Raw genomic sequence first — 15932 nt, forward strand, 5'->3', positions numbered from 1 at the left:
GTGGATCGAGATTGCAGCTCATGTCGTTCGGCGCGAAGCGCCTCAACCAGTTTGGTCTGCTTCTCCGTATCGAAGTAGGCGGTCAACTGCGACAGGGCGTCAAGGCCGTGACCAACTTCAGTCGCGGCGTTCCTGCCGTCGGTCATCAATACACACAGATCTCGCAGCGATGCTGGAACCTTCTCGCGGAGCTCACGTAGCGCCTGATCCTTCTGGCTCGTGACAAGCACCCGCTGCCCGCGAGCCAGGAGCGCCGACACCAGATTGGCGATCGTGTGTGTCTTGCCGGTGCCGGGAGGTCCCTGTACGACAATCCCTGTCTCGGAGCGAAGAAGCTCGATGACATGCATCTGCTCATCGTTCGTCGGCAACGGAAACAGGGGGTCGCTGCCAAGCACGTTGCCGCTGACAGCGCCCTGATCCCTGAGCCACCGGTTACGTTGCTCTGGCTCCGTGTCCACCACGAGTTGGGCAAGCGCGACGGGTACCCGCGCGTCAGGTTGGCGCAGCGCATCACGGATGTGCTGATAAGCCTCGGCCAGGAGCACCCGACTACGTCGGCGCACCAACAGCGCCGGCGACAAGCTGACCACCGGCACGGCCGGCAACTCATCGTCCGTCACCACAGGACGGGCATCCCGGTGTACCGGAGTGTCAAGGCATTCCTCGAGGAGATCCACGATCGGAGGCAGCAGGTCCACTGATAGCAAATCTCCGTCGGTGATCTCCTGACGGTGATGCCGTCCACGCTCACCCCGGAACAGCTCAAGGTCGCCAAGGATCTCCCGGTCTTCGGTCCTGCGGCGTCCCGCGCCGGTCGATACCGAAACCTCGGCCGTCGCTCCGTCTAAACGAGCAACCACACCCTCCGCCACAACGTGGCGACGAATACGGCTGCCGTCTGGAGCCATCCACCGAAGCAAACCAATCCCCAGGACGAACTCGTACTCGTCGTCCTGCTGCTCCATCATCTTGGCGGCGCGTTCCAGTTGCTCGTACAGATGCCGAACAGCGTGCAGGCGTCGAGTCTCGTCGCACCATGCCTGCCACTGCTCAGCCCAAACGTTGAAGGCGCGTACGATCCGCCCGGGCGGCGCCCCGGGACTGTCATCGCCGCTTAGAGGGGCAGAGTCCAGCAGACGTGGCGCAGGACCAGCAGCGCCGCGGGGTGAATCCACGTCAATCCAACCCTGCAGCAACTCCGGTGGCGCCGGCTCTGCGAGCTGGCGGGGCGGGCGCAGCCGCATGATCACATCATCGGCAGGGCTTGCCACCCACTGGACGCCCTGCGGCAGAGTGTCGAGCCATACGACTGGATCCGGGGCGTCGAGGTCGTCCAGGATGTCGAACACTGGGTCTCGCTCGACTGCGGCGGTCACCTCTGCAAGGAACTCGATCAGCTTCGTCGACTTCTCGATCGCGTCTTGACTGAGAGTCATGCTCGCATGCACCCCCTGTGATTCTGCAGGCAACGTCACAGACTGCGTTGCCTCCAGCCAAGATCACAAGGGGTCGGGCGCAGCCCGATAACCTCTGATTGACCGTCTAGGCGTTGGACTCTGCTGTGCACGCATGAACACCTGTTTCCGGCAAGCGTGCAGGGTGCGTGGTATGGCGGCGAGGACGTGGAGGGCTGTCGCCCGTTGTTGCTGGTTGAGGTATTGGCTGGTGGTCAGGCCGACGATGCCTCCGGCGAGTAGTCGCGGGTAGGCGGGCTCGCTGGACAACTCGGGTGGGGCGAGGAGCGCGGCCAGCGCGGTCGGATCTGTAGGCAACGGCCCGGCCAGCTAGGGGTGCAGGTTGCCGACCCGATGTCGGGTCAATGTCGGCGGGGCTTGGTGGAACAGGTCCCGTTCGGCGGGGGTGGGCTGGTGGTTCACGCCGGGCAGGTCGGGTGGGCGACGGGTGATCTCTCGACCGGACCCGTCGTCGTGTCGCCAGCGCTGCAGCTCGGTTCGGATGATCGTGTTGGTGGCGCGGGTCCAGGTTCGGGTGTGCAGGTAGGTGTAGGGCAGGTCGGTGGTGTTGTCGCCGGGGGTGGGGGCGACGGCTGCGGCGATGGTGGTGAGGCGTTGCTGCGCGGTGAGGTCCGGTGCAGTGGCCGCCGTGGCGGTTGCGGCGGCGGGCTGCTGGCCAGGCGGTCGTGTTGGTGGGATGCTGGGTTGGTGGGAACAGCGTGGCAGCCGGCGAGGACGACGCTGCCGAGGACAACGGCCAGCCGGCAGGCCGGCGCGATCAGTCTGACCATGAGGGTGGTGCTTCCTTGCTGTCGCTGGTCTGGCCCCGGCGGCTGCCCTCTGCGGTGAGGCGCAGCCACCGGGGTGGGGTGTCGTGCGGTTCAGTCGGCCGTGTTGGGCGGGACCGGGCCGGCGGCGCGGTGCAGGGGCCACATCGGTGGACCGGCGGGCAGGTGCAGGGGCAGGCCCGCGCGGTAGCCCCGCCCGGTCAAGTAGTCCCGGCTGCCGGTGGTGGTGACGACGGTGTCGATCGGGTGGCCGAGCTGGTCGACGCGCTCATGGTGATGGGCGAGCAGCGTCCGACCGATGCCGTGGCGGCGGGCGTCAGGGCTGACGTGCAACCAGGCGAGCCAGTGATGCGGGGCGTCGGACCGGTACCGGCGGAGCAGCGCGTGCCATTGCTCGAACCGTGGCAGCGCCGAGCCGGTGAGAGCGCTCAGGTGGTAGATCCCGAACGGAGCCGCCTGCGACGCCGGATGGTGGTGCCACACGGCAACAGCCGTCATGTCGAGCGTGACGTCGACGGTCCCGAACTCAACGGCGTGGTCGATCTCCATCGCCAGCAGTCGGTGGAAGATGTCCTGCCGTTCGGTCGGGTCCGGGATGAGCCATGCGGCGACCGGGTCGGATGCGACGGCGTCGACGAGCAGCGTGACGATGGTGGCCACGTCGCCGGGCTGCGCAGGGCGGAGGGGTCGCGCGGTCGCAGCCGTGGTCTTCACGACAGCCCTCGGCGTGGTCTGGTGGGTGGAAACGGGGACCGGCCGCCGCTGGTGGGTGCGCCGCGCCACATGCGCCAGATCGTCGGCCCCTGTGCGGGAAGCACCATGGTGGGGCCGGCGGTGTAGCCGAGGCACAAATAGAGCTGCCGGTTACGCATGGTGGTGGCTTCCAGGTAGGCCGGCAGCGCGAGTTGGTCGAGGCGACGGTGGTAGTCGGCGAGCAGCGCGGTGCCGAGACCGCGGTTCTGTCGAGTGGGGTCGACGGCGAGGTAGGCGAGGTAATGGTGTGGCTCGTCGGGGTGGAAGGCGTCGAACATCTCCTCCAGCAGCACGAACTTCGGTGCGTACGCCCCAGCGATGCGCTCCAGCGCCTCCACCCGTTGATGAGCGTCAGCGGGGGCGGGTGCGAGGCGGGGATACCAGATGGCGACGGCGTACTGGTCGCTGGTGGTGTACACCTCGCCGTGCTCCAAGCCGTGGTGGAACGCGTCACGGAAGTACCGGTAGTAGACGGCACCCCGATCGTCCGGGTCGGGGATGAGCCAGTCGGCGACGGGTCCTTTACGGAACGCTTCAGCCAGGACCGCGATCAACGGGCCGGCATCCGTCGTGGTGGCGGGGCGGACAGTCAGGTTGTCGTTGGTGATCGTCACGGCGGCTCCCTGGTCAGGCGGGTTGGCGGGCGAGGTCGGGGGCGCGTAGGGGTCCGGTGTCGCTGTCCGCGCCCAGGCCCACCGCCGCGTACACGTCCGGTCTGGTGGTACGCAGGACCAGTGCCCAGGCGATGCCGAGCAGTACGGCAGCGGCGTACGCGGCGGGGAAAGCCCAGCGCAGCGGCGAGTCCGGTGCCACGCCGAGGAGGGTGGCGAATTCGCGCAGGGTGACGGTGAGGATCCCGCCGAGCGCGAGCGCGGCGATCCCCGGTGCGATCACCGACCGCCACGGTCCCTCGGTGTGAGCGGTGCGGGTGAAGAAGCCGATGACGGCGGCAGAGGTCAGCGTCATGAGGATGAGCACGCCGAGGCCGCCGGTGACGGTGATCCAGAAGAACAGGTGCACGATCGGGTCCGCCCCCGCGAGCGCGTAGCCGACCAGCACGGCGAAGGCGAGGCCGCTCTGGACGAGGGAGCCGACCTTCGGCGCGCCGGTCCGCCGACTGGTGCGACCGAACACGGCGGGCAGCACCCGTTCGCGGCCGAGGGCGAACAGGTACCGGGCGACGGTGTGGTGAAACGAGAGCAGGGCGGCGAACAGGGAGGTGATGAACAGGACCCGGGAGACGGTGATGACACTCTGGCTCAGATGCGGCGACACGAGGTTGAAGATGAGGTCGGTGCCGTCGGTGCGGGCCGCCTCCACGATGCGGTCCGGGCCGGTGGCCACGGACATCGCCCACGCGGACAGCCCGTACAGCAGGCCGGTCACCGCGACGGCGATGTAGGTGGCGCGGGCGATCGTCCGCCGGGGATCCTTCGTCTCCTCGGAGAACACGACGGTGCCTTCGAAGCCGACGAACCCGGTGATCGCGGTGACCAGGGCGGCGCCGATGCCGGCGGCGAACAGGTGCGTCGGGGCGAGGGTGGCGAAGCTGACGGTGCCGTCGGCGGGGTGGGTGAGCATGATGGCGTCGAAGGTCAGTGCGACGGCGCATTCGGCGACCAGGACGACGGCGAGGACGCGGCCGTTGAGGTCGATCCGCGCGACCCCGAGCACCGTGACGATGGCCCAGACGGCGAGGGCGCAGATCCACCAGCTGAGCTGCCAGCCGTACCGGTCGTTGAGGAATGCGGCGGTGACCGCTCCGGCCCCGCCGTACAGGCCGATCTGCATCGCGTTGTAGGCGAGGAGGGCGACCATGGCGGCGCCGACGCCGGCGGGGCGGCCGAGTCCGCGGGTGACGTAGGTGTAGAAGGCGCCCGCGTTGACGATGCGGCGGGACATGGCCACGTAGCCGACCGCGAACAACGCCAACACCGCCGCTACCAGCAGATAGGCCACCGGGATGCCGGTGACACCGGTGACCGCGTACCCGGTGGTCGCACCGCCCGCAATGACGGTGAGGGGTGCGGCGGCGGCGATGACGAAGAACACCACGGACGGGATACCGAGCCGGCCTCTGGCGAGGACGGCGGACACGGTGTCGGGTTTCGAGGGGGACATTCGGTTCTCTCTCAGCAAATAGGGGATGGATAGGGATGTGGCCGCAGTCAGGAGGTGCGGTGCCTCAGCACGGCGCCGCCGACGACGGCACCGAGATCGGCAAGAAGGTCGCGCAACGGCGGGTGCGCCTGGTCGACCTGGTGGCGCAGGAACGCGCGGACGGCAAGGGGTGTGCCGTCGAGCAGGATCGGGTCGAGCTGCGTGTGCAGGGCCAGACCCGCGAGGACTTGGTCGAAGGCGTTGAGCGGCTGGTAGTTGCGCAGCTGGAAGGACAGGCGAGCCCAGGACCAGGCGGCCGTGTTGACGTCGGTGGGGACGTAGACGGTGCGCTGGCGCCACAGCCGACCGACCTGCTCCGGCCGCAGCAGCCCGACCTGCCACATCCGGGTGATCACCTGCTCGCAGGCGGTGGTGGCGAGGAACGCCAACCACGTTCGGGTCGCGGTGTGACGCGGCTCGGCCACCAGCCGATCCAGGACGAGATGTTGCAGCCAGTCCTTCGGCGGGACGGTGTTGATCACCCGCACATGGCGGCCCTCGAAGGTGACCCGACCCTCCCGGTACAGCTCCGCCAGCAGCGCGGCGGCCAAGCCGTGCGCCGTTGCCGACTCGAACAGACGCGGACGGCCGGTCTGGTCGTCGTGGGCCAGGTAGAAGAATTCGTCGGCAAGCCGCGTGGTGGTGTGGGCGGCGGCGCTGCCAACGGCGCGCACTGGCCGGGCCGGTTCTATTGGTGCCGGGTGTTCGTACAGGTGGGGTGCGTGGTCGTTGGATGCGCCGGAGGGCGGGGTGTTCACCGCGGCTGACCTTCCTCGGTCGATTCGTCAGAGGGGATGGGAAGCCCGACCTTCCGGAGGAGCTTTAGGCCGCCGGGGTGGCGGGCGAGTTCCTCGATCGCCCAGGCGTGTTGTCCGCATCCGCCGGTCTGGCAGTGGAAGCAGGTGCCGCCGTCGCGGTGCTGGAGCGCCGTGTTGCGCGCCGATTCGAAGCGATCGACGGGGCGGTCGCCGTCGTCGGTGCTGGTCATGGCCTGGGAATCTGACGGTGCAGCGCGGTGACGGTGACCCGCACCTCCATGCATGGCGGGTGCCGGTCGACGTGCGGGTAGTCGCACTCGGGACGGTGGCCGAGGATCCAGATCCACTCGTCGCTGCGGTTCGGCAGGTCCCGAACTCCGGTGACGACGACGGCCACGGGGGTACCGGGGGTGAGGTCACGGCCGTAGGACCAGTCGTTGGCTTCAAGTTGGAGCAAAGTGCCCGGGGCGACGTCGGGGAGTGGGGGAGGGACTCGGTTCACGGCCGAGGTCTTCCTCTCTCCGAACGGTGGCGCAGGACGGTGCCTGGGGACCCCCGATCGTGTCTCGCTCCCAACGTGTGGTCGTTCCTGGGGAGATCCGCGTGCGATGTGGTGTTGGCGTCGCTGCACCGGGTGGCCGCGGATCCGTCGCGGTGGGAGAAGCGCACTGCAGCCCCCTGGCAGTCGATGCCGAAGGGTGTGAACGGCCTCTCTTCATCGCCGGGGAGGAACCACTTGACGCGCACTACCGTCACCTTTCTCAGCAATTCGATATACGCGCAGCTCGAGCATCCCCCGGAGACCGGCCGCACATTGGAACGGTTGGGAGGTGCGGGCGCCGCGTCCCGCTTCTCGTGTTGACGGGACGTGCCCCATAGGAAGTCGAGGTTGTCGGTCCCGAGGTAATAGGTTGCTCGATTTGGACGACTCGGTCGATATGAGAGATGCGGACACGGCTGTTGTCCGCATCGACGTGGTCGCCACCAAGAGTGAATCCACGACGGGGAGGGTCGACGCATCCAGCGCCAGCGACAGATCCGTAGGCGTAGAGTCGGCCGGGTCTGAGAGGACGTCGTGCCGGCAGAGTGGCATGGCAGCGTCCGCTGTGCCGGGGTGGTGTCGCGGAGACTGGTTGGCGAGCTGTAGTCACCCTGTCACGCGCGGAAGTTGCTCAAGGAGAGTCGTGAAGCTGGCGGACAGAATCGCTGCGGTCTCGACGAAGGACGCGGTCAAGGCCTCGGTGAGCTATGACCAGCTGCGTGCCGCGGGTGGTGCGTTCTGTTGGGTGGAGACGCGCCCCGACGCTGGCGGGGTTACGACGGTGACATGCTGGCGGCCCGGCGACGGTATGCATGACGTCAGCCCGCAAGGCTTCGCCGTCTCCAGCGGCGTTCACGCGTACGGAGGCGGGTCGTTCGCTGTTGTCGACGGCATGTTGTGGTGTGTCGGCCGAGACGGGCTTTACCGGAGCCGCCGTAATGGTGGCGATCTCGAGTTGGTCAGTCGGGGAGCCTTCGGCGATCTGACGGTTGGCGACGGTGAGTTACTGGCGGTGCGGGAATCGGAACATGGTGACGAGCTCATTGCGGTGTCGCTTACCGGTGCTCCGCAGATGCGGACTATCGCCGAATCCCGCGGGTTTTTCGGCGCGCCGCGACCCGGTCGGGGTTTGTTGGCCTGGACCGCTTGGGGCGAGCAAAACATGCCCTGGGACGCATGTGAGGTGTGGCTCGCTTCCTACTCACCGCACGGTAGGCCAGAGAACCCGGTACGGCTCGCCGGCGGTCCGGATGAGTCGGCGGTGGAGCCGAAGTGGGGACCCGACGGGGCCTTGTACTTCGTATCCGACCGCAGTGGTTGGTGGAACCTATACCGGTGGAACGACAGCAAGGTCGAGGCGGTGGCACCGATCGGGGGCGAGTGCGCTGCCGAGCCGTGGGAGTTGGGCTACGCGTCGTACGAGTTCCTTGCCGATGGCCGGATCGTCATGGTGGTGCAGGAGGGGCCGCGGCACCGCCTCGTCGTCATCGAACCTGACGGCTCCATTCACCCGGTCGATCTTCCCTACACGTCGATCAAGCCCTACCTGGCGGCGCACGGTACGACAGCGGCGCTGATCGGATCAACACCGACCGCCGCTCCGCAGGTCGCGCTGGTGCACGTCGCCGATGACGAGCCCCGGTTGGAGGTGCTCGCCAGGTCGGAGCACGCTGCACTGTCCAATGCGCAGGTGTCCGTACCGACGGAACTACGGATCGGTGTCCACGGGAGCCGTGAGGTGGTTGCCCTGGTGTATCCACCGACGGGTTCGGCGGCGGACTGGCGTGCACCGCTGATCGTTCGGGCGCATCCTGGGCCCACCGCTTCCTGCCTGCTGCGCCTGGACTGGCAGGCGCAGTACTTCACCAGCCGCGGCTTCGCCGTGGTCGATGTCGACTATCGGGGCAGCACGGGGTATGGCCGCAGCTTCCGGGAGTCGCTCTACGGCCGGTGGGGCTTCTACGACGTGGATGATTGTGCGGCTGTCGCGAGCCATCTGCTGGAGGTGGGGCGGGCGGTGCACGGCCAGGTCTTCATCCGGGGTGCCAGCGCCGGGGGATACACGGCATTACACGCGGTGTCGATGGACGGTCCGTTTGCGGCGGCTACCGCGGTGTCTGCGATCGTCGATCCAGATCGGTGGGCGCAGACCGTGCCTCGGTTCCAGCGGGCGCACGCTCTGCGGCTGCGCGGTGGCGCGGGCCGGGTCCGTGCCGCCACTCTTCAGCGTCCTGTTCTGTTCATTCATGGCATGGCTGACGAGGTGGCGGTGGTCGAGGAGGTGCGGGAGCTCGCTGACGAGTTGGTGGCTCTCGGTGTGGGGCATGAGTTGCTGCTGCTTCCCGATGTCGGCCATTACGTGGCGACGTCCAGCCGGGCGGGTACGGCGTTGGAGGCAGAACTGGCGCACTACCGGTCGGTGATGGCGGCGGCAGCGGCTGTTCAGCCGGGCTCACAGGACTGCCAGCGGTAGCTGCTGGCGCACATAGTCGCTGAGTTCGCGAACCTCCGGTTCGCATCGGTAGGGCTCAAGATCGGCTTGTACCTCAACGATGCGCTGCAAGCAGCGGTGCGACGTGGTCCGCGCGGCGTGGTCTACCGCATTATGGGCGGCGGCGCACGCTTCGTCGATCTTGCCGGCGGCAGCCAGTGACGACGCCAGGAGTGCGGTGTCGATGGCGAGTCGCCGGACGTGTGTGGGGCTCAACTCGGTGAGGGCTTCTTGGAGATGCCGCTGGGTCTGCTGCGGTCGGCCCAGGTCGTGGAAGCAGTGGGCGATCTCGTCGGCGAGATAAGCAGGGGTGAAGTACCGGATCCACGACGGCTCGTTCTCGGGTTTGCTGAGGGCGAGATGCCTTTCTGCGATGTCGAGGTGGGTCAGGCAGTCGCTCTCATGTCCGAGGCGGGCGTGGGCCCGCGCCACCACGGCGTGCAGGGCGGCGGTGACGCCTGGCGTCGCCTGCGGCTCACCTCCTCGCACCGCCGTGAGCGCCATCCGTAGCGCTGGCTCGGGGTGACCACAATGCAGTGCCAGGTGGCCAATGTTCACGGCGAGCAGGTAGCTGCCGAAGACACGGTCATCGCCGGCCTGTGTCAGCCGTAGAGCGCGTAGGTAGCGACGCTGCGCGAGACCGTGGGCGCCCGTGTCGACCGCCTGGTACCCGCACAGCTCGAAGAATCCCGCTGCCAAGGTGTAGAGGTGCCGACCGATCGCATCCGAGGCGGGCGGGCTGGCCAGTAGCCGGTTCAGTTCGCGTTCGACGTACCGTTGCACCTGGGCGTGGAGTTGTCCGGCACCGTGTGTGTGATCCAACTGCCGGAACATTGCCAGGGCGGTCTCAGCGGCGTCGAGATCCTCTTCGTGTACCTGATCAGGCGAATCGGCTCGGCCGGCCACGGACAGACGGGGTCCCGCTGGGGCGTTCAGCCAGTCCAATGCGGCGCGGTCAAGAACGCCGGGCTGGAAGGGAACACGAACGACCATGTCCGCCACCCCGGGAACCTGTGCCGGTTGGGCGGGCAGCAGGGTGCCGGTGTTGGTAGCACCGCTCGGGGAATCTGTCCGTATACCCGCGCGGTCACGGCTGCCCTCAAGAAGCGGTAGCAGACGAGTCAAGGCCCCTTCGGTCGCCAACGCCCTGTCGCAGGCTTCCACGAATTCCCGGGACGGAAAGCGGTCCGCTGTCTCGACTCGACGTACCAGATCAGCGCTGAACCGGATCATCGCGCCGAGTCGCGCTTGAGAGAGGTTGGCCCGCTCCCGCAGCCGACGCAGCTCGGCGCCGAAGAAGTGGCGCTCGGACAGGGACGGCTGCAGCATCCGCGGGGTTTGACCCATGCACCGCCTCCTCAGGCTGCTCACACCACCACGGTGATGAGCAGTGTGGATGTCGCGCACATAGGGTCACTCAGTGTTCAGCGCGGCGCAACCAAGAACACGCGAGATGCGTGGATGCGGCTGCGGCAAAGCTGTCGGCTCCGATGCGGACAACCGCATCGTCCGCATGTTCCGCATTCACCCCACCGCCTCAACGGGTCAGTGTGGAGACAGGGCGCTGCCTACTCGTCAGATCCGCCCTGACTCTGACCGGCACCACATCGATCTTGACTTCCATGGGGCGTGGCGGGTCCAGCGGCTTGACGCCCTGTTGGCCGAGAAGAGTTCAACGGCGGGCCCTCCGATCGGGAGGCCCTCAATGAAGGGGAGAGCACCCGAATGAGTGCCGACACGGCGAGCGGCGAGGATCTCCATGCCGCGATGGTTGATCAGCTCGTCGCTGATCAGGCAGACAAAGGGCTGATCATGCGGCCTGAGGTGGAGGCGGCGCTACGGTCCGTGCCACGCCATCTGTTCACACCGGATAGCGCGCTGCGGGAGGCATATCGGGCCGACCAGGCTGTGGTGACCAAGCGTGTCGGCGATGAGGCGGTCAGTTCGGTGTCGGCGCCGTGGCTCATCGCGGAGATGCTCGGGCAGGCAGCCGATGCCATCGACGGAGGATTGGCAGGCCGGCACGTCCTGGAAATCGGCTCCGGGGGGTACAACGCCGCGCTGCTGCGGGAGCTGGTAGGTCCGTCAGGTTCGGTCACGACCGTGGACATCGATCGCGAGGTGACCGACCGCGCCACCGCCTGCCTCACCGCGGCGGGTTACGACGATGTGGCCGTGGTGTGCGCGGACGCCGAGCGGCAGCTCGACCCGGGCCGCTCATACGATCTGATCATCGTCACGGTCGGGGCGTGGGACATTTCCCCCGCCTGGACCGCGCAACTCGCCGAGAACGGCACGCTGGTCGTACCGCTGCGGACGTTCGGGATGACCCGCTCGTGGGCGATGCGTCGGACGGGAGACCGGCTGGTCAGCCACAGCCAGCGGTTGTGCGGGTTCGTGTCGATGCAGGGCGCCGACGCGCATGAGGTGCGGTACGTCGACATCGCTGACGGCGTCCACCTGCGGCTGGACGAGGACCAGCAGGTCAACCAAGACGCGGTCGGCGAGCTGTTGGCGCAGCCACCGGTACAGGCATGGGCCGGGGTGAGCCTGCCCCCTCGTACCGTCCTGGCTGACCTCGACCTGTGGCTGGCGAGCCGCATCATCGATGCGGGACAGCAGTTCGTTGTTCTCACAGCTCAGCAGGAGGCCGTCGACGCGGGCGTCGTCGCTCCGGCATGGCGTTTCGGTACACCGGCCGCCCTCCACAACGACGCGTTTTGCTACCGCTCGACGCTGCGCTGGACCGACGAGGACATGTTCGACCTTGGTGCCCGTGCGCACGGGCCCGGTGCCACGGCGGCGGCCGGTCGGATGGTCGGACACATGCGCGCGTGGCTGGATGCGGGCGGCCCTTCGCCGGTGCTGCACGTCCTGCCCGCTGGTACTCCCGACGGTGACCTGCCGGCCGGGACGGTGCTGGACAAGCGGCACAGCCGCCTCGTCCTCACCTTCACCCCCGCATAGAAGGGAACGCACGTGAACGAAACCGACGACTCGGAGTTCGCCCTGGACGTCAGCCTGGTGGACGTCGGCCCGACCGCGACCGGTTACGCCACCTCCACCAACGACGGGTGCGGCTCCGGCAACACCGGCTCCAACGCCTGCACCACGAAGTCCGACGGCGACAGCTGACCCATCCGTTTCTCTCACGATCGGGCCCGGCGTGGAGCGCGCCGGGCCTGTCGATTCGGTGGTGCTCATGGTTCCCGCAGCTGGTGCGGCGCTGATCAGAATCGCCGCCTACCCCAAGGGCCTCGTTCTGCCGGCCTGGCCCGACATGGTCCACGGTCATCCGGATCAGTGGCGCGATTGGCTGGACGAGACGTGGACGCTGCCCGGCTTTGCGGCTGCCGTCTCCTGCGCGGCGCCGCAGCTGGCCGACCAGATCCAAAGCGCTCTGAGCGGGGAGCCGATGCCTCAGCAGCGACTGCGGCGCCTGGTGAAGTCAACGGTCCGATACCTGCTGCGCTGGACCACCCGTGCGACCCCGTTCGGCACATTCGCCGGCGTCGCCCCGGTCCAGTTCGGCACTCGGGCGATGGTCGTCCTGGGTGAGGCTCATCGCGCGGTCTCCCGCCCCGACGGCCAGTTCATCGCCGAGCACACCGCGCGGGCCGAACACGACCTGGCCACCCTACGCACCGTCCCCGTCGTGACAAACTCGTTGGGATACCGGCGCGGCGACAGGTGGGTGCTGCCCTGTGCCCACGCCAGCGCCGATCGGCGGTGGGACGTGGAGGTCCGCCTGACCGGCCCGATCCTGGCGGCGATCCAGGTTGCTCGGTCTCCGGTCAGGTTCGCCGACCTCGCCGCGACGGTCGCCGGACCCGCCAGCATCGCCGACGCCGAGCGGCTGCTAGCCGAACTGGTACACACCGGGGTGCTGCTGTCGGCCCTACGCCCACCCATGACCGCCACTGACCCGGCCTCCCATGTCGCCCGCCACTACGTCATCTCGGATCCAGGCAGCCGGACTGCTGTCGATTTACGCGCCGACATCGCCGTGACCCTCCCTCCGCCGGTACTGCACGAAGCGGAGCGGGCCGCGTCCACGCTCGTGGCGGTAGCGCCGCCTCACGCCGCTGGATGGACCGAGTACCACAACGCGTTCATCGAGCGATGGGGCCCAGGAGCGGCCGTTCCAATCCGTGAGGTGTTGAACATGCTGGGGTTTCCGGCCGGGTACAGGGGATCCACTCGCCGCGCCCCAGCGCTGTTCACCAGCCGCGACCGGCTGCTCGGACAGCTCGCGCAGCAGGCTGCACTCGACGGCTGCGCCGAAGTGGTGCTCGACGACGCACTGATCGACCTGCTGCGCGGGAATGACGACCGACCGCCGATCCCGCACACCGAACTGCGGTTCACCCTCGCCGCCGACACCCCGCACGATCTGGACCGCGGCGCGTTCACCCTGACGGTACTCAGCGGGTCCCGCCATGCCGGCGTCGCCGCCGCCCGGTTCCTGCACCTGCTCATCCCCGCCGAGTTCGCTGGATTCCAACAGGTCTACCGGCATTTGCCGACCGCCCTGTCCGGCGCGGCCCCGCTGCAACTTTCCGGACCTCCGCTGGACGCCAGGCTCACCGCGGTGGCTCGGACGCCCGAGCTGCTGCCCGTCCTTCCTGTCGGCGACTTCCACCCGAGACCGCCGTACACGATCGAGGACCTGGCGGTGACCGGCGACGGACGCCGCCTGTGGCTGGTGTCACTGGCCACCGGTCAGCCCGTCGAACCGCTGCTGTTCAACAGCGTGCTGCTGCCCACGCTGCAGCAGCCACTGATGCGATTCCTGACCGAGATCTGGGCCGCGTGGACGGCACCGTGCAGCCGGTTCGACTGGGGACACGCCGGTAGCCTGCCATTCCTACCCCGACTGCGGCGCGGACGCACCATCGTGCACCCCGCCCGCTGGACCATCGACCACACCGCGCTTCCCGCTCAGGGCACCGCATGGCCGCAGTGGCGTGACGCCTGGCAGCGGCACCGCCACCAGAGGCACATCCCGCAGCAGATCCTGGTCGGCGACGACGACATCCGCCTACGCCTTGACCTGGACGACCAGGCCCACCTGACGGTCCTACGCGACCACCTCGACCGGCATCCCCGCACCGTGATCACCGAGGCTCCAGGGCCCGCCGGCTGGATCGACGACCGCCCCGCCGAACTCCTGCTCACCCTCACCCACCCCACACCGGCTGCCCGACCAGCCCGACCAGCCCGAATTGCCACCACTGCTCAGCACTGGCCCGGGCGGTCACGGTGGCTGGAGGCACACCTACACGGTCGGCTCAACGACATCCTCACCGACCTCGCCCGCCGCCCCGCCGACCACCTCCCAGCCGGCTGGTGGTTCCTGCGGTATCCCCACCCCGAGCAGCACCTGCGGCTACGAATCCCACTTCCGAACGCCAGCCGGTTCGCCGACATCGCCCGCCATCTCGCCGGCTGGGTGCAGCACCTGCACGACGGCGCCGTCGTGCACGACTACAGCCTGCACCCGTACCGCCCCGAAACCCGCCACGGTGCCGCAGCGACCCTCGCCGCCGCCGAGCGGGTGTTCGCCGCCGACTCCCGCGCCGCCCTGCACAGGCTCACCGGCGACCGGCAAGCCGCCACCGCCGCCGGGATGATCGCCATCGCCGACGGCTTCACCGGCGACGGGCCGCACTGGCTCGCCACCCACGTCGCCCACTGGACCGGTCCCCGCCTCGACCCCGCCCAGCTCGAACATGCCCGGCTCCCGGTGCATGACGAGCGACTCGCGGCAGCGCTGGCCGCCTACCGGTCGTTGGTCGTCGATGACGGACTCGACCCCGACGAGGTGCTGGGCGACCTGCTGCACCTGCACCATGCCCGCATGATCGGCGTCGACCTCGCCTCCGAACAGCACTGCCTGCGGCTGGCCCGAACCATCGCCCGTACCACCATCGCCGGGCGTAAGCCGTGACCGCAGGACAGTCCCTCGCCGACGGCGCGGCCGGCATCGCCCTGCTGCACCTGGAAACCGGCAACCGGCCCGCAGCGTACGAGGCACTGCGCCACGCCACCGCCGGTGGTGTGAGCATCGCCGAGGGAGCCAGCCTCTTCTACGGCGCGCCCGCGCTCGCCTTCGTCCTCGCCATCACCGACCACCCGGGGCTCGCCCAGGCGCGAGCGGCCACCGCCGACGGCACCGCCACGGTGACCCGCCGCCGGCTCGACGCCGCCCACCGTCGCATCGACCAACACCAGCAACCGCACTACGCCGAGTACGACCTCATCCGCGGCCTGACCGGACTCGGCGTCGTTCTACGCCGGCTTGGCGATCACGACCTGCTCCGTCAGGTCCTGGACTACCTCGTCCGACTCACCGAACCGCGAGGCGAGTTACCCGGCTGGTGGTGCCGGAACGCACCCGACCGCTGCCAGCCACCTCCGGCCGGCGGTCACGCGAACTTCGGCATGGCCCACGGCATCACCGGCCCACTGGCACTGCTCGCCCTCACCCTCCGCGACGGCATCACCGTCGCCGGACATACCACGGCGATCAACTGCATTAGTCGATGGCTGGACACCTGGCAACAGCACACCGACGGCACAATCTGGTGGCCACAAACCATCACCCTCACCGACCTGCACCGCGCAACCCCAGCCCAACAAACCCCGCTGCGACCGTCCTGGTGCTACGGCACCCCCGGCATCGCCCGCGCCCAGCAGCTCGCCGCACACGCCCTGCACGACACCACCCGCCAGCACCTCGCCGAGACCGCATTCACCATCTGCGTCACCGACGCCGGACAACTTAGGAGACTCACCGACCGAGGCCTGTGCCATGGCACCGCCGGACTGCTGGCCACCGCCCGCCGCATCGCGTCAGATGCCGTTAGCCCCATACCCCTCGACATCGTCGACGATCTCCACCGGCAGGCCAACCCCACCCCCGACGAGCCCGAAGGGCTTCTCGAAGGAATTGCAGGGGTCGGCCTCGTCACCGCCGCCACC

General features: G+C 68.5%; 13 protein-coding genes. 5 read left to right on the forward strand and 8 right to left on the reverse strand.

Features of this window, described 5'->3' with window-relative positions:
* The 7 genes from ACN26Z_RS00005 to ACN26Z_RS00035 form a co-directional block, all read right to left on the reverse strand.
* On the reverse strand, positions 1-1439 hold a 1439-nt coding region (locus tag ACN26Z_RS00005; RefSeq protein ID WP_421459487.1), incomplete at its 3' end, for an AAA domain-containing protein.
* 899 nt (positions 1440-2338) lie between these two features.
* Entirely contained in the window at positions 2339-2905 is a 567-nt protein-coding gene (locus ACN26Z_RS00010) for a GNAT family N-acetyltransferase (RefSeq protein ID WP_421459488.1), read from the reverse strand.
* A 50-nt stretch (positions 2906-2955) separates the two neighbouring features.
* Positions 2956-3612, reverse strand: a complete 657-nt coding sequence (locus ACN26Z_RS00015) for a GNAT family N-acetyltransferase (RefSeq protein ID WP_421459489.1) — start codon at positions 3610-3612, stop codon at positions 2956-2958.
* A 13-nt stretch (positions 3613-3625) separates the two neighbouring features.
* Positions 3626-5119, reverse strand: a complete 1494-nt coding sequence (locus ACN26Z_RS00020; protein ID WP_421459490.1) for an APC family permease — start codon at positions 5117-5119, stop codon at positions 3626-3628.
* 47 nt (positions 5120-5166) lie between these two features.
* A complete protein-coding gene (locus tag ACN26Z_RS00025) occupies positions 5167-5916 on the reverse strand; it encodes a GOLPH3/VPS74 family protein (RefSeq protein WP_421459491.1) in 750 nt (249 codons plus the stop codon).
* Positions 5913-6146 (reverse strand): hypothetical protein, encoded by a 234-nt coding sequence (locus tag ACN26Z_RS00030; protein ID WP_421459492.1) that lies wholly within the window; start codon positions 6144-6146, stop codon positions 5913-5915. Before ACN26Z_RS00030 ends, ACN26Z_RS00025 begins: the two co-directional genes overlap by 4 nt.
* A complete protein-coding gene (locus tag ACN26Z_RS00035) occupies positions 6143-6418 on the reverse strand; it encodes a hypothetical protein (RefSeq protein ID WP_421459493.1) in 276 nt (91 codons plus the stop codon). The genes ACN26Z_RS00030 and ACN26Z_RS00035 overlap by 4 nt, the downstream gene beginning before the upstream one ends.
* Positions 6419-7007: 589 nt before the next feature.
* Here ACN26Z_RS00035 and ACN26Z_RS00040 point away from each other — a divergent pair.
* Positions 7008-8930, forward strand: a complete 1923-nt coding sequence (locus ACN26Z_RS00040; RefSeq protein ID WP_421459494.1) for a prolyl oligopeptidase family serine peptidase — start codon at positions 7008-7010, stop codon at positions 8928-8930.
* Here the strand turns inward: ACN26Z_RS00040 and ACN26Z_RS00045 are convergent.
* Positions 8910-10295, reverse strand: a complete 1386-nt coding sequence (locus tag ACN26Z_RS00045) for a helix-turn-helix domain-containing protein (protein WP_421459499.1) — start codon at positions 10293-10295, stop codon at positions 8910-8912. The genes ACN26Z_RS00040 and ACN26Z_RS00045 overlap by 21 nt on opposite strands.
* A gap of 378 nt (positions 10296-10673) precedes the next feature.
* On the opposite strand from ACN26Z_RS00045, the gene fxlM reads away from it, so the two are divergent.
* The 4 genes from fxlM to ACN26Z_RS00065 form a co-directional block, all read left to right on the forward strand.
* Positions 10674-11915 (forward strand): methyltransferase, FxLD system, encoded by a 1242-nt coding sequence (fxlM, locus tag ACN26Z_RS00050; protein ID WP_421459495.1) that lies wholly within the window; start codon positions 10674-10676, stop codon positions 11913-11915.
* A 12-nt stretch (positions 11916-11927) separates the two neighbouring features.
* Positions 11928-12083 carry an FxLD family lanthipeptide gene (gene fxlA, locus ACN26Z_RS00055; protein ID WP_421459496.1) on the forward strand — a complete coding sequence of 52 codons (156 nt, stop codon included), beginning with the start codon at positions 11928-11930 and terminating at the stop codon, positions 12081-12083.
* 67 nt (positions 12084-12150) lie between these two features.
* Positions 12151-14898 carry a lantibiotic dehydratase gene (locus ACN26Z_RS00060; RefSeq protein ID WP_421459497.1) on the forward strand — a complete coding sequence of 916 codons (2748 nt, stop codon included), beginning with the start codon at positions 12151-12153 and terminating at the stop codon, positions 14896-14898.
* On the forward strand, positions 14895-15932 hold a 1038-nt coding region (locus tag ACN26Z_RS00065), incomplete at its 3' end, for a lanthionine synthetase C family protein (protein ID WP_421459498.1). The genes ACN26Z_RS00060 and ACN26Z_RS00065, both read left to right, overlap by 4 nt.

The sequence above is a fragment of the Verrucosispora sp. WMMD703 genome (assembly GCF_049178935.1).
Taxonomy (GTDB): domain Bacteria; phylum Actinomycetota; class Actinomycetes; order Mycobacteriales; family Micromonosporaceae; genus Micromonospora; species Micromonospora sediminimaris.

Coding starts and splice junctions, on each gene's coding strand:
- ACN26Z_RS00060 (WP_421459497.1), top strand. CDS start 12,151: ATGGTTCCCGCAGCTGGTGCGGCGCTGATCAGAATCGCCGCCTACCCC.
- ACN26Z_RS00020 (WP_421459490.1), bottom strand. CDS start 5,119: ATGTCCCCCTCGAAACCCGACACCGTGTCCGCCGTCCTCGCCAGAGGC.
- fxlM (WP_421459495.1), top strand. CDS start 10,674: ATGAGTGCCGACACGGCGAGCGGCGAGGATCTCCATGCCGCGATGGTT.
- ACN26Z_RS00030 (WP_421459492.1), bottom strand. CDS start 6,146: ATGACCAGCACCGACGACGGCGACCGCCCCGTCGATCGCTTCGAATCG.
- ACN26Z_RS00045 (WP_421459499.1), bottom strand. CDS start 10,295: ATGGGTCAAACCCCGCGGATGCTGCAGCCGTCCCTGTCCGAGCGCCAC.
- ACN26Z_RS00040 (WP_421459494.1), top strand. CDS start 7,008: ATGGCAGCGTCCGCTGTGCCGGGGTGGTGTCGCGGAGACTGGTTGGCG.